The 13,252-nt window shown below is 70.2% G+C and carries 8 protein-coding genes and 1 pseudogene; 3 read left to right on the top strand and 6 right to left on the bottom strand.

The features are described from left to right. Positions 1-37 precede the first annotated feature (37 nt). Positions 38-2,170, top strand: coding sequence for a UvrD-helicase domain-containing protein (locus SMA5143A_RS25995; RefSeq protein WP_107465266.1), 2,133 nt, complete (start codon positions 38-40; stop codon positions 2,168-2,170). A gap of 27 nt (positions 2,171-2,197) precedes the next feature. Here SMA5143A_RS25995 and SMA5143A_RS26000 read toward each other — a convergent pair whose 3' ends face one another. Together SMA5143A_RS26000 and SMA5143A_RS26005 are read right to left on the bottom strand one after the other, a co-directional pair. Further along, positions 2,198-3,859, bottom strand: a complete 1,662-nt coding sequence (locus tag SMA5143A_RS26000) for an N-6 DNA methylase (RefSeq protein WP_107465267.1) — start codon at positions 3,857-3,859, stop codon at positions 2,198-2,200. Positions 3,860-3,989: 130 nt separating this feature from the next. Next, the gene (locus SMA5143A_RS26005; RefSeq protein WP_107465268.1) at positions 3,990-4,847 is read right to left on the bottom strand and encodes a hypothetical protein; all 858 of its coding nucleotides are present in this window, start codon (positions 4,845-4,847) and stop codon (positions 3,990-3,992) included. A 115-nt stretch (positions 4,848-4,962) separates the two neighbouring features. Here SMA5143A_RS26005 and SMA5143A_RS26010 point away from each other — a divergent pair. After that, positions 4,963-5,454 (top strand): annotated as a pseudogene (locus SMA5143A_RS26010) (hypothetical protein); the annotation flags it as partial. Between the two features lie 138 nt (positions 5,455-5,592). Here SMA5143A_RS26010 and SMA5143A_RS26015 read toward each other — a convergent pair. From SMA5143A_RS26015 to SMA5143A_RS26025, 3 genes are all read right to left on the bottom strand, one after another. Further along, a complete protein-coding gene (locus SMA5143A_RS26015) occupies positions 5,593-5,802 on the bottom strand; it encodes a DUF397 domain-containing protein (RefSeq protein ID WP_055537993.1) in 210 nt (69 codons plus the stop codon). Between the two features lie 262 nt (positions 5,803-6,064). Then, a complete protein-coding gene (locus tag SMA5143A_RS26020; RefSeq protein ID WP_107465269.1) occupies positions 6,065-6,925 on the bottom strand; it encodes a helix-turn-helix domain-containing protein in 861 nt (286 codons plus the stop codon). A 498-nt stretch (positions 6,926-7,423) separates the two neighbouring features. Next, entirely contained in the window at positions 7,424-8,182 is a 759-nt protein-coding gene (locus SMA5143A_RS26025; RefSeq protein ID WP_055717212.1) for a GOLPH3/VPS74 family protein, read from the bottom strand. 263 nt (positions 8,183-8,445) lie between these two features. Between SMA5143A_RS26025 and SMA5143A_RS26030 the strand changes: the two genes are divergently transcribed. Next, entirely contained in the window at positions 8,446-11,400 is a 2,955-nt protein-coding gene (locus SMA5143A_RS26030) for a D-alanyl-D-alanine carboxypeptidase (RefSeq protein ID WP_107465270.1), read from the top strand. 145 nt (positions 11,401-11,545) lie between these two features. Here SMA5143A_RS26030 and SMA5143A_RS26035 read toward each other — a convergent pair whose 3' ends face one another. Further along, complete coding sequence (locus tag SMA5143A_RS26035; protein WP_107465271.1) at positions 11,546-13,210, bottom strand: hypothetical protein; 1,665 nt, start codon at positions 13,208-13,210, stop codon at positions 11,546-11,548. Between the last annotated feature and the right edge of the window lie 42 nt (positions 13,211-13,252).

A 13,252-nucleotide genomic window follows, 5' to 3' on the forward strand; every position in this document is an offset into this window, starting at 1 on the left:
ACCGCTGAGTGTCCGTTCAGGGTGGGGAGGGCGGATCGTGCCGCAGCTCGCGTTCGCCAGCAGCTTCTGGGAGAGCTACGACGTTTTGCAGAGGCCCGTCAAGGCCGGCGTGCGCAAGGCGATGCAGAAGTTCCAGCAGCTCACCGTTCCCGAACTGCACGCCGACAAAGGGCTGCACCTGGAGTCCGTGGAAAACGCGCGCGACCCGCGCATGCGGACCATCCGCATCAACGACTTCTGGCGAGGTGTGGTCCTCGCCCCCGACGACGGCAGTGACGTCTTTCTGCTCGTCAACGTCGTCCCCCACGACGACGCCTACACCTGGGCCGCCAAGCGCCTCTACACGACGAACTCCGCCACGCGGGCGCTGGAGGTCCGCAACGTCGCGGCGATCGAGCAGCTGACCCCGGCCCTGGAGAGGGCCGCCGCGACCGCAGACTCGCTGCTGTTCGCGACGTACTCGGACACGGTGCTGCGCGAACTCGGCATCGACGACCAGGTGCTCAGAGCCGTGCGGACCATCGTCGACGGGGCGCAGCTACGTGCCTTCGAGACACTGCTGCCGGAGGACCAGTGCGAGGTGCTGCAGTACCTCGCCGAGGGGTTCAGCCCCGAGGAGGTGTACCGGGACGTGGTCGCCGTCCGACGGCCGGTCGACGCGGGACCCGACCCGGACGAGAGCCTGGCCGTCGTCATCGCCAACACCACGAGCCGCATCACCCTGGTCACCGGCCCGGAGGAACTCGCCGACATCCTGGAGAAGCCGTTCGCGGCCTGGAGGGTGTTCCTGCACCCCTCGCAGCGTCGTGTCGCCTACCGGGTCTCGTACGGCGGCCCGGTACAGGTCACCGGCGGCCCGGGGACCGGCAAGACGGTCGCGGCCTTGCACAGGGTGAAGCACCTGCTCACCCGGTCCCCGGACACTCGTGTCCTGCTCACCACGTTCACCAACGCCCTGGCCGCGTCCTTGCGCGAAAGCCTGTCAGTACTCCTGGACGACGAGTCGCTGCTCACCCGGGTAGAGGTGACCACGGTCAACGCCTATGCGCACGGCATCGTGACCCGTCTGGACGGGCGGGCGCCTTCTCCGATCGGCGACCGGGAGGAGCGGCAGGTGTGGCAGCGGGTCGTCAAGAAGCTCGGCCTGCCGTGGACGGAACAGTTCCTGGCCCAGGAGTACCGCCACGTCGTCCTCGCCCAGGATCTCCGCACCCTGGACGACTACCGCTCGGCCTCCCGGCGCGGACGCGGCAGCGCATTGTCGCCCACCAAGCGGCAACAGCTGTGGCCGGCCGTCGAGCTGTTCGAGTCCACGTTGGGCGAGCAGAAAGCCACCACCCACCTCGGAGTGTGCGCCCGTGCGGCCGAACTCCTGGCCGCTTCCTCACCCACGCACGACCATGTGGTGGTCGACGAGGCACAGGACCTGCACCCGGCCCAGTGGCGCGTCCTGCGGGGCGCGGTGGCGCCCGGCAGCGACGACCTGTTCATCACCGGCGACCCGCACCAGCGGATCTACGACTCGAAAGTCTCACTCGGTTCGCTTGGCATCCAGGTGTCCGGGCGTACGCATCGCCTGCGCATCAACTACCGCAGTACCGAGGAGATCCTCGCCTGGTCGACGTGCATTCTCACCCCCGTGTCCGTCGACGACCTCGGGGGCGAGGGCAGCGACACCCTGGCGGGTTACCGGTCGCTTCTGCACGGCCGCCGTCCACAGGCGGACGGGTACGGCTCGGAGCAGGCGGAGATCGCGGCGCTCGTCGAACGTGTCGAGGACTGGATCGCGCAGGGCATCCGGCCGTCGGAGATCGGTGTGTGCGCCCGCTTCAACGTGCTGCTCGACAAGGCATACGACAGGCTGGCCGCGGCCCGGATACCGGTGGTCCGGGTCAGAGACAATCCGGGGCCGGACGCGGACGGCGTACGACTGGCCACGATGCACGCAATGAAGGGGCTGGAGTTTCGCTGCGTCGCCGTTCTCGGAGTGACGGCGAGCGCTCTTCCCTTCGCCCGCGAAGTGACGTCGGCCTCCGTGGACGCGCTCCAGCACGACTCGGACCTGCTGCGGGAGCGGTGCCTGCTGTTCGTGGCGTGCACGCGGGCGCGGGAGGCGTTGGCGGTGTCGTGGAGCGGAGGGGCCAGCCCCTTCGTTCCGCAGACGAGGTGACGCGTCGGCCCGCGGCCTGATTGGACGTCACTCCTCGGGCGAGAGCGCTCCGTTGCCGAGTCCGTCCCTGGCAAGTGCAGCCGCCTGCTTGCTGAGCTCCGCCACCCGCCGCGCCCGCTCCTCGAACTCCTGCAGCGCGCGGAACGCCGCTCCGTACCGGCGCTGCTCGGTGATGTCCATCTGCGGGATGCGGGCGCCCTTGCCGTCGAGCCGGTAGGTCCCGCTGGCGCTTGTGGACCGCCGAGCGTTCGCCGCGCTGCGAAGGAAGCCTTGGAGATAGTCGGTGTCGAGCTGATCGCTCACCGAGACCGGCTCCGGATCGCCATACTCGACCAGCCCAGCGCGCGCGAGGTCGGCGATGCTGACGGACGGCCCCTCAAGAGCACTGGGACCGGCCCCTGCCGTCAAATCCGGCAGCAGATCGGCCAACAGCCGCGCCTGCTCCGCGAGCTCATGGCACAGAGCCTGGTAATCCGCCGTGTAGTCACGGTGAGACGCCGCCACGTGACGACCAGGAGTGAGGTCCACGGCGTCGTCGAGGAGTTCGATCAGGGGTACGTCCGCCGTCTGGCCGGGCCCTGGCTCCATCGGGCCGTCCGGATCGTTCGCCGTGAGGTCGACCATGCGCACGGTGTCGACGGTGGCATCCGGGGACAGTGGGCGGCGCAGCCGCCAGAGGTGTACGGGGAGCGCGTGTGAGGCAGCGCTTCCGGGTGGGAGGGCGACGACGTCCGTGAGGATGCCACGGCGCACGAGTTCGGCCCGGATGCGACGGCCGGCCTTGCGGTAGGCGACCGAGGCGGGCATGACCATGAGGACGCAGCCGCCTGGCGCGGTGTGCGCGTAGGCATGTTGCAACCAGGCGAGTTCTGCCTCGGCGCGCGAGGGTGTACCGAGTTCCCACCGGGGGTCGAGGAGCAGTTCCTCGCGCCCCCAGTCGGTGGAGCCTGCGGGCGGATCGCAGACGACCAGGTCGGCTCTGAGGTCCGGCCAGTGGTCGGCGCGCAGGGAGTCTCCGACGAGGATGTCGACGTCGGAGCGGCCCGTGAGATCGGCTCGCAGCTGTGCGAAGCGAGCACTGCGGGCGTCGACCTCCTGACCACACCGTTTCGGGCCGAGCTCCGGCCCGACGGTCAGCAGGAGCGTCCCGATACCGCACGCCGGGTCGAAGAGGGTCGCGTCAGTCGGCACCTCACCTGCGAAGTGCCGCACCGCCCGGACGATGCGCGGCGAGGTGACCTGGTCGGAGCCTGCCCGCCGCACCGAGTCGGTGAAGCGTTCCGTCAGCGTGCTCACCACGTCGCCAGGTGATCCACTGTTGCCGAGCTGCCGCGCCAGTCGAACGGCGTCTGCCGGAAGGGTTACCGAGGTCTCACTCTCGCGGCCGGCGAGCAGGTGGGCGACATCGGCGAGCCCGCCGATCATGTCGTCGCCGTAGGTACCTCGTAGGGCCTGCCACAACTGCACCTCTTCCGAGACGTCCTGGCCCTTGCGCTGTTTGTCCAGCCACGCCTGCACTGCGGCCAGGTCGAACAGAGGACTGTTCACACCGCCGCCCGCGGGTGCTGGGAAGTCTTCGTACCTCCGCCGCCAGTTGGAGACTGCGGCACGCGTGACACCGGCGAGCCTGGCGATCTCGGAGCCGGTGACAAGCGGTCCACCGGCTGGCGGGGCGGGATGGTCTGCCATGCGCGTCACCGTACACGGATGCCCTGACTCCATCAATGATGAGAGTATGTTGACGTTGTACACGTCTCGGCGGCTGGAGTCCCTCGTCGAGCGAGGAGGACCGTGCGCCTCGGCCATTCGGTCCGACGGTTCACCGCAGCTCGTCCACATACCGGTCTGTCCCGGCCACCGTCGGTATGAACGGTGCGACGAACTGCACCTCGCCCAGCCCCGAAGCCGCCACCGACGTGTCCAGGCTCGCGAAATGCTCGTGCCATGTGTCACGCGGATCCTGCTGGAGGAACCACAGCAGGGTCAGCCGGGTCCCGACCCCCTCGACCTGCTTGACGTAGGACATGCGGTCCAGGGGCAGAGGTGTGGGTGTGAAGACAGTCACCATGGCCGCGGGCGAGCCCGCCAGGCGTTGCGGGAGGTGATCGTCGCGTAGCCACGCGACCAGTTCTGCGCGTCTGGCGGGGGAGTCGCTGTCGATGACCTGGACGACGAGTCCGGCGTAGGGGTGGTCGAGGGCGTGGATGTCGCGAGGGCCCTCATCGTCGTCCCGGTAGACAGTCGTCGCGTGGTCCTGGAAGGCCGTGAAGACATGAGTACGGTCCTGGAAGACGCGGCGGTCGCGGTTGAGACGTTTGTTGATGCCGACGGTCCATCGCATGTGGTCGGCGTAGCGGCCGGCGGTCATCCAGTAGACGGATATGTAGCAACCGGCCGTCACCGGCTGCGCGACGGTGGACTTCTCCGGGTAGCGCAGGAGTTGCAGGTCCCGCGTGGCTACCCAGCGACGCCCGGCGTACATCCATGGCATGGCCATGGCGCCGGCGATGAAGTGGTCGTCTTCGTACCAGCGATTGTATTCGCGCTCCCGGCCAGGGTGTGGCTCAACCATGGTGATGAGCGCGTGCCCGAGGTCGGCTCCATAGGGGCCGACGGCGGCAAGCTCGGCATACACATCGCTGTGGGTCTCGTCTGCCTTCGTGACGTTTTCTGTCATGGGTCCGGTTTAACTGACAGATCGTCAGATCTGAAGACGGGTGCGCGCCCGACTTCGCACGTGCTCAGTGATCGCGCATGCTGGCCCGCCAGACGGATCAATGACTGCACCCGGGCTGAACCGCGACGCGCGCGTCTACCAGGACCGTACGCACGTCTTCACCGCGTTCCAGGACCACGAGGTGACCGTCTACCGGGACGGCGCCGCCGGGCCCCGCGACGTCCACGCCCTCGACCACCCGTACGCGGGTCTGGTGCTGGAGGTGGTGGACGCCGAAGGGCCGGAGCAACGGGCGGAGTTGCTGGAGTGGCTGCGGGCCCGTCGGCTGCCGAAGCGGCTCGCAGGGTCCCCCGCCGCCCTGGTGACGGTGTTCCGGCCGACACCGCTGCCCCTGGACCGCATGTCCTACGTCAAGCAGGTCGAGGGCGTCGACACCCGCCTCACCCTCCTGTGGTTCCTGGAGACCGACCCCCGTGACTGCTGGGAGGCGCACTTCGCTGGCCTGGGGGAGGAGCTGGACGGATCGGGGCTGGGGCGGCTGGAGTTGCTGGCCCCGTTCATCCCGACGGTGCCGGGGACGGACCGGTACGTGGACCGATTGCGGTAGCCGGACGGGGAGGCCACCGGGCTGCGAAGCGAGTCGGCGGGCAAGGCCGAGCCCCCTCGGCCAGGACGGCGGGCCGGTCGAGAGGGCTCTGTCAGTTGGTGTGTGTGAAGTTGTGTTCCTGGTGGGGGTGAACCATGGTCACGCGAGGTCGAAGGCTCCCCGGTTGACCCCGGTGACGAACGCGTTCCACGAGTCGGCGGGGAACGCCAGGGTCGGACCGTCGGAAACCTTGGAGTCACGCACGGAGAGTGCCGCGACGACGGGGGACTTGACCTCGACGCACGCGCCGTTGCCCGTGGAGTACGAGGACTTGACCCACGTGTCCGTGGCGCCTTGCTGAATTGCCATTTCTGCTCCGCTAGCCGGTTGGTCGTTGAGTTGCTGCCGCCGAACTGGGGGAACGCGTCCGTTCCCGGACCCCACAGTTCGGTTTCCGCCAAGGTCGTTGATTTCCTTGACGTGATCGACGCTACTCGCCAACATCGGCTGGCGAAGCGGCCATTCACTCGTGCGAGTGGCATATTCCCCTTGGGTCTTCCCCTCAGGGGTGCCAAGGTGTATCTTCCGTCCCTTTCAATCCCGCAGTTCCTTGATCGGGCCCGCGCAGGGATTACAACCGCGCATAGGCCTTCGCGATGTCGGCGATGAACTGGCGGGATTGATCCACATTCAGGGCCTGCGCCCTCAAGTGCTCATACATCACGCTGTACTTCTGGACGTCCGCCGGCTTCTCCAGATACAGATCGCTCGTGACACCCTCGATGTAGACAACGCTGGAATCCGAGGCGTCCGGGAACTCCAGAATCGCGTACTGGCCGTTGAGGCCGGGATGCGCGCCCAGGTCGAAGGGGATCACCTGCACGGTGACGTGCGGGAGCTGGGACTGCTCGACCAGGTGCTCCAACTGCTCGCGCATCAGGGAGCGGTTGCCGACCACCCGGCGTAGCGCGGCCTCGTCGAGGACCGTCCACAGCCGCAGGGGGCTCTCGGGCGCGGAGATACGTTCCTGTCGCCTCATCCGTACCTGGACCCGCTTCTCGATGTCCCCGGGCATCGTCTCGGGCAGCGCGCCCGCGATCAGTGCCTCGGCGTACGGGCGGGTCTGGAGGAGCCCGGGGACGACCTGGGGGTCGTACACGCGCAGACTGGCCGCGTCGGTCTCCAGGCCGATGTAGACGCTGTACGGGACGTCGCCGAACGCGTGCCACCAGCCCTGCTGGCGCGAGTCCTTGGCCATCTGCATCAGTGAGTCGACGACCCGCTGGTCCTCGACCTCGTAGACCCCGCAGAGGTCACGGACGTCGCGCTGGCTGATGCTGCGGCGGCCGTTCTCCAGTCGGCTGATCTTCGACTGCGAGACCAGCAGCCGCTCGGCCACTTCCTCGGCGGTCATGCCCTTGAGCTCGCGGAGCCGACGCAGCTCCTGGCCCAACCGGCGTCGCCTGACGGTGGGATTGACATTGGACGCCACGGGACGTGCACCTCCGGCTGCGGGCCTCTACTTTGCGTATCTGCTGCTGAGCAGATTGCCACCAAGGTGCCGAGTACCGCTGGAAAACAACGGATATGCGCTGTGCGTGAGCCGTTCGCACCGTAGTTTTTCCGCCCTGGGGGGTTCTCCGCCGAATGTACGGCCAGCACCGGAACATGCGGCCGCGCGGGGCGGCGAGGCCCTGTCGTACGGACCGGCCCGAACGGTCGACGGATCGACCGGCCGGGCGTGTCCGTACGGCCTCGCGCGCCCCGCGCGATCCAGCGGCTCCCGAACCGGGCCCTGGGGTCCCGTGAGGCGGTTCGGTCCGGCGCTGACGGTGCGAGTGGTGCGCATGGTGCGCATCGTGATGCGGTGCGGGTCGTTCGGTGGTGCGTGGTGCGGTGGTGACGGGTCGTGCGTGGTGCGGTCGTGACGGGTCGTGCCGTGGAACTGCCCCGGCGCGCCGAGGGGCTGGCGCGTCGTTGCGCAGGTGGCTCAGTGCGCCACGACGCGTGCCATGGAGCCACGGCGTGGCTGCATCGGAACACCGCGGGCGGGTTCCGGTGCGGGTGGCCGGGCGCCGGGTGCGGCCTGTCGGCCGGCCGGTGCCGGGCTGCGGCGCGGCTGTGCGGCCACACCGTTCTGCACGTCCATGACGGCGTGGGCCACCAGACCACCCATGGGGTCGTGCCGGATGAGGTCCCTGAGCCGGGAGCGGGACGAGCGTCCCTCGTTCCCCGGGTACAGGTGCTTGCCGAGGCCCACGGCGTGGGCCAGTGCGGCGAGCGCGGCCGTCCGCGGGTCCGGCGGTACGCCGGTGCGGATCGCGGAATCCAGCCGGGCCCTGATCTCCCGGCTGATGGCCGTGTCCGTCGCCTGGTAGCGCGTGGTCGGCAGCACCCCGCACATCTGGCCCGCGACGGCGTGCACCATGCCGCAGCGCTCCAGGTGTGACAGATAGGTCTGGCGCAGCCCCAGCCGGGGCCCGCCGATCCAGTGCACCGCACGGACCGGAGCGCCACGCCTTCGCAGCAACTCCAACGCGCAGTCCAGTGTTGGATCTCCAGTCGGCCGTGGGGACACCACGGCGATACGATCCCCGTCTGGGGCTATCCGTCCGGCCAGCGCCAGCTCCACTAGCTGCGCTCCGGCCAGACCAAGGTCGAGCGACTGCGGCTGTGCGGTGGTACCCGTGGCCGGGTCCAACGCCAGCAGCAGAAGCTCCTCCGGAATTGTTCTGCGGCTCCTGCCCATCCATGCCTCCCCGCGTGGATGAATGACAGGGTGACCCCTCTCACATTGGTCTGTCGAGGGTGCGTGACCGGAATGTAGTGGAACCGATAGGTATGTCGTTCTCGTCTACCGCAGGGGTTAAGCCCGCACACAGGACACTGGTACATGGTTCGGACAGCGGCGCGGCGCGGTGGTGCGCGGGGTGACTAGTGTCCGGGCGGTGGGTTTCACAGATCGGTAGGGCGCGTGTCCCGAGGACGGGCGGCGCGCGGGAGGAGGCATCGGTGGCGGGCACGTCCCCCGACAGGTCGAAGCGGTACGAGTCGTCGACATCGTCGGCGTCGGGGAGCGAACCGCCGATCCCGGAGACCCCGGGTTCCGGGTCCTCCACGTCCTCCGAGGACCCACGCCTCTCGCTCTCCCGGCCGACGTCCCCGGCCCCCGCCCCGAAGCCGGACCAGGCGACGGCGGTCTTCTCCCGCCGCACGCTGCTGGAGACGGCGGAGACGGCGGAGGGGGCGGATCAGGAGGGCGGCGCCGCCGCCGGGGACGTGAAGTCCGACGCGGCGGAGGCGAGTGCCGCCGCCGGGAGCGCGGAGTCGTCCGACACGGAGGGCGCGAGGGCCGACACCGACACCACGGACGTGACGGCCGACGCTGCTGGCGCGAGGGCCGACGCTGAAGGTGCCGGGTCGGGTGCCGAGGGTGCCGAGAGTGCCGAAGGGACTTCGGGCGGCGCTGGGTCGGATGACGCCGAGCAGAGCGAGCCTGCTGTCGAGGACGCCGACGCCGATGGCGGTGGCGGGCCCGAGGCTGAGGCTGAGGTGAGCCTGGAGCCGGCGGACGACGAGACCGGCGACGCACCCGCCGCCGAGACCGCCGAGACCGCCGAGACCGGCGACGCGGCCGACTCCGCGTCCGGTGATGCCTCCCGGCGCTCGCCAGGTGCCGCCACGCCCACCCTCGCCCTGGCGGCACGCCTGCCCGCGGCGCGGGAGGCGAAGGACGCGAGCGGCGAGGCCGACGCGGACGTGCCGCGCGCGGCGGAGTCCGAGGAGACCGGGGCCGACCGGGTGACTGCTGGCCGCGCACATGCCGACTCCGACGCCGACTCCGACGCCGCGACTCCGCGTGACCGCGAGCCCGGCGACGAGGGCGAGGGCTCCGGGTCCGTCAAGGACGCGAAGCCCAAGGAGGTTGTGGCCGACGCTGCGAGTGCCGAGGCCGACGCCGACTCGTCGCGCGACGGGGAGAGCGATGCCGACTCGCACGCCGACGCCGACGCCGACGCTCCGCGTGACCGCGAGCGCGAGCGCAAGCCCGAGCCCGACGCCGGTTCCGGTGCCGGGGACGCGGGCGACGCCGGTCCCGACGAGGAGCGCGGCAAGGGCCCCGAGGGCAGCGGGAAGGCCGGCTCCGGTGCCCCGTCGTCCGGGGCGGACTCCGACGCGGCGGCCCCCAGGACCGGCTCCGGTACCCCCGCCTCCAAGGGCGGCTCCGGGGTCTTCTTCGCCAAGTCCCGCCCCAGCGAGATCGCGGCAGAGGACGAAGCCGAAGCTGGAGCCGACGCCGAGCCGCCCGTCGATCAGGCGACCGCCATCTTCCGCGCACCCAAGCTCCCCCCGGTGGACCAGCCCACCACCATGCTCAAGCTGGGCGCGGCGGCCACCAAGGCGACCGGCGAGGCCGACGACGCCTCCGACGAGGACACCTCCGACAAGGCCGAACGCGACGGCAAGGCCACCGAGGACGCCAAGGGCACCCCGTCCGACGCCAAGGGCACCCCGTCCGACATCAAGGGCGCCCCCAGCGAGCGGACCAGCAAGTTCGTGGCGCTCAAGTCGCTCGACGACGCCGCCCCGGCCAAGTCCGCGCAGCCCTCCGTCGCGCCCGCCGAGGCCACCCGGACGATTCCTCAGGTGGGTCCCGAGCGGACCACGCAGCAGCCGCTGCCGCCGAAGCCGCCGCTGGATCTGCTGGCGGAGCTGACGAACACGCCGCCGCCCCCGCAGACCCCGCTCAGGACGGCCGTCCGCCGGGTCAAGATCTGGACCCCGCTGGTCATCCTGCTGGTGATCGTCTTTGCGGTCGTACAGAACTTCCGTTCGCTCCCCGCCCCGACGCTCGCGCTGACCGCGAAGGAGTCCTACGCCTTCAAGGGCGACAAGGTGACCCTGCCGTGGCCCGAGCAGGGCCAGGGCTGGATGGACGTCAACGGCATCGGCACCCTGGACAGCTTCGGCGAGCAGAAGCCCGTCGCCATCGGCTCCGTCGCCAAGGCGATGACCGCGTACGTCATCCTCAAGGAACACCCGATGAAGCCGGGTGCGAAGGGCGCGACCATCCCGGTCGACGCGAAGGCGGAGACCGAGGGCGGCTACGACAAGGACGGCGAGTCCACCCTCAACACCGTCAAGGAGGGCGACAAGCTCTCCCAGTACGACGCCATCGCGGCCATCATGATCCCGTCCGCGAACAATATCGCGCGGCTGCTCGCCCGCTGGGACAGCAACGGTTCCGAGGCGGACTTCGTCAAGAAGATGAACGCCGCCGCCAAGGACCTCGGGATGAAGAACACCACCTACACCGACCCGTCCGGGCTGAAGGAGACGACCGTCTCCACCGCCGAGGACCAGGTGAAGCTCGGCAACGAGCTGGTGCGGATGAAGGCCCTCACCGACATCACCAAGCTGCCCTACTGGTTCGACCCGTCGGGCCAGCGCTGGGACAACTACAACCGTCTCGTCCCCTACAACAACGCCATCGGCATCAAGACCGGCTCCACCTCGGCGGCCGGCGGCAACCTGCTCTTCGCCGCCACCAAGGAGGTCGGCGGTGAGACGGCCATCGTCGTCGGCGCGATCCTCGGCCAGCACACCCCGCCGATCATCGACACGGTCAACGCGGTCAGCAAGACGGCCATGATCGCCGCCCAGGACGCCCTCACCTCCGACACGATCCTGAAGAAGGGCGACGTCGTCGGCTACGTCGACGACCAGCTCGGCGGACAGACCCCCGTCGTCGTCACCGAGGACGTCTCGGCGGTCGGCTGGGCAGGCAAGACCGTCAAGCTGGGGCTGGAGCCCGCAAAAACCATCCCGCACCAGGCGGAGGCCGGCACGAAGGTCGGCTCGCTGACCGTGGGCGACGGCACCGGCTACGGCGTCGAGGTCCCGGTGGCCCTGCAGAAGGACCTCACCGAGCCCGGCTTCGTCCCCAGGCTCACCCGCGTGAGCTGACCGGGCCGGCCGGCACAGCCGCCACCCGCGCGAACCGCCAGCCGCACCGCACACGAAGAGGCGCCCCTCCCGACCACCGACCGGGAGGGGCGCCTCATGCATGGGGTCTGCTTGGGGCCCTCATGGGGCTCGCGTGGGGCCCGTCCTACTCCTCGCCCTCCTCCTCCGCCTCCTTCTCGCACTCCAGCGCCGTCTTCCGGGACGGCCCCCCGTACTGCGAGCTGATGCGGACGTCACCGGCCTCGTGGACGGTGAGGCGGGTGAACTCGGTGAGGTCGCCGTCGGACTCGCGGTCGGCGGTGAGGCAGCCGTTGTCCGCCCACAGCCACGGCGAGTAGGCGACGCGGACGATGACCTCGCCGGGGCGGGGCATATGGACGACGAGGTTGGCGCCGTCGGCGCTGACCACCGACGCCGGCCTGTCGACCAGCGGCGTCGCGTTCTTCACCCGGTAGATCTTCCAGTTCGCGTCCTCCCAGACGCGCTCCAGATAGTCGGGCTCGCTGGTCACCAGGGCGTGTTCCAGCTCGGCGGGCCCGTCCGGCTCGCCGTTGACGAGGACGACGAAACCGACCGCCCACTGCGACAGCCACGCCTTGTAGGCCGAGGGGGTGAAGGCGCCCTCGGGCACCTCCGTGCCGCCGTGACCCTCGTAGAAGAGGCGGCCCCGTTCCACGTCGGCCTGCCGGTTCCAGCCGCGCGCCATGTTGATGTACGGGGCCAGGATCGCGGCCTCGCGGTGGTCGCGGGCCGGGACCACCTCGACGCGGGTCTTCCAGGCGCCCAGCCGCTTCAGCTCGTTCACCACCCCGTCGGTCTTCACGGCCCACTCGGGCACCTTGGTGTTGGTGACGATGTCGGCGGTGGTCTTGGCCGTCAGCCACGTCAGGGAGAGGACCAGGGCGACCACACCGGCCACCACCCGCCGCCGGGCCGTGAACCAGGACAGCGGCAGCCGGGCCCCCTCCGCGCGGGCCTCGCCGCGGTACAGGGCGATGGCCAGGGCAGCCGCCGGGCCCGCCAGCTCCAGGAGCCGCTCGACGTTCGTGCCGATGGGGGTGGGGATCAGATAGCAGAGGACCACACCGAGGGCGTACACCGCGGAGCCGAGGCGGAGCACCCGCCAGGCGCTCGGGGCGGTCACCACGACCACCGCGCAGATCACCACCGGAGGCCATATCCGGCTGAACGCCATGGGCTGCTCGCCCTCGAAGGGGAACAGCAGCGTGGTCACGGCGACGACCGTCACCGGCGGCAGGATCAGGGCCGCCGCCCGGCCCCACTCGCGGCACAGCAGATACGCGGCGCCGACCACGAGGAGGAAGAGCCCGGAGACGGGGCTCCCCATCGTGGACAGCGTCGCGCACACCGCCGCCACGGCCAGCCGCCGCCCGCCGCGCCCGCCGACCACCGCCAGCAGCGCCCCCATCGCGAAGGCCGTGCCCAGCATGAACGTGGAGCGGCCCGACACCACCTGGCACCACAGCGAGAAGGTCGCCGCGAGGGCGACCGGGATCGGCGCCCGCACACCCGTCCGGGCGACGACCGCGCCGACGAGCCAGGACGCGGAGAGCCCGGACGCCAGCGTCACGGCGACCACCCCGCACACCGCCATCAGATACGGCGAGAGGACGCTGTAGTTCGCCGCGTGCAGGCCCCCGTACCAGAACAGGTTGACCGCGGAGTCCGGGTACATCTTCGCGAACTCCGCCCACGCCACCTGCGCGGCCAGATCCCCGCCGCCGGTCGCGAAGACCGCCCACCACACGACGTACAGCGGCAGGGCGCACAGAGCGGCCGTGAGGGGCACTCGGTGGCGTTCCCGCCACGGCTCACGCGTCGGCGACGGTTT

This window comes from Streptomyces sp. MA5143a (assembly GCF_900290235.1).
Classification (GTDB): Bacteria; Actinomycetota; Actinomycetes; order Streptomycetales; family Streptomycetaceae; genus Streptomyces.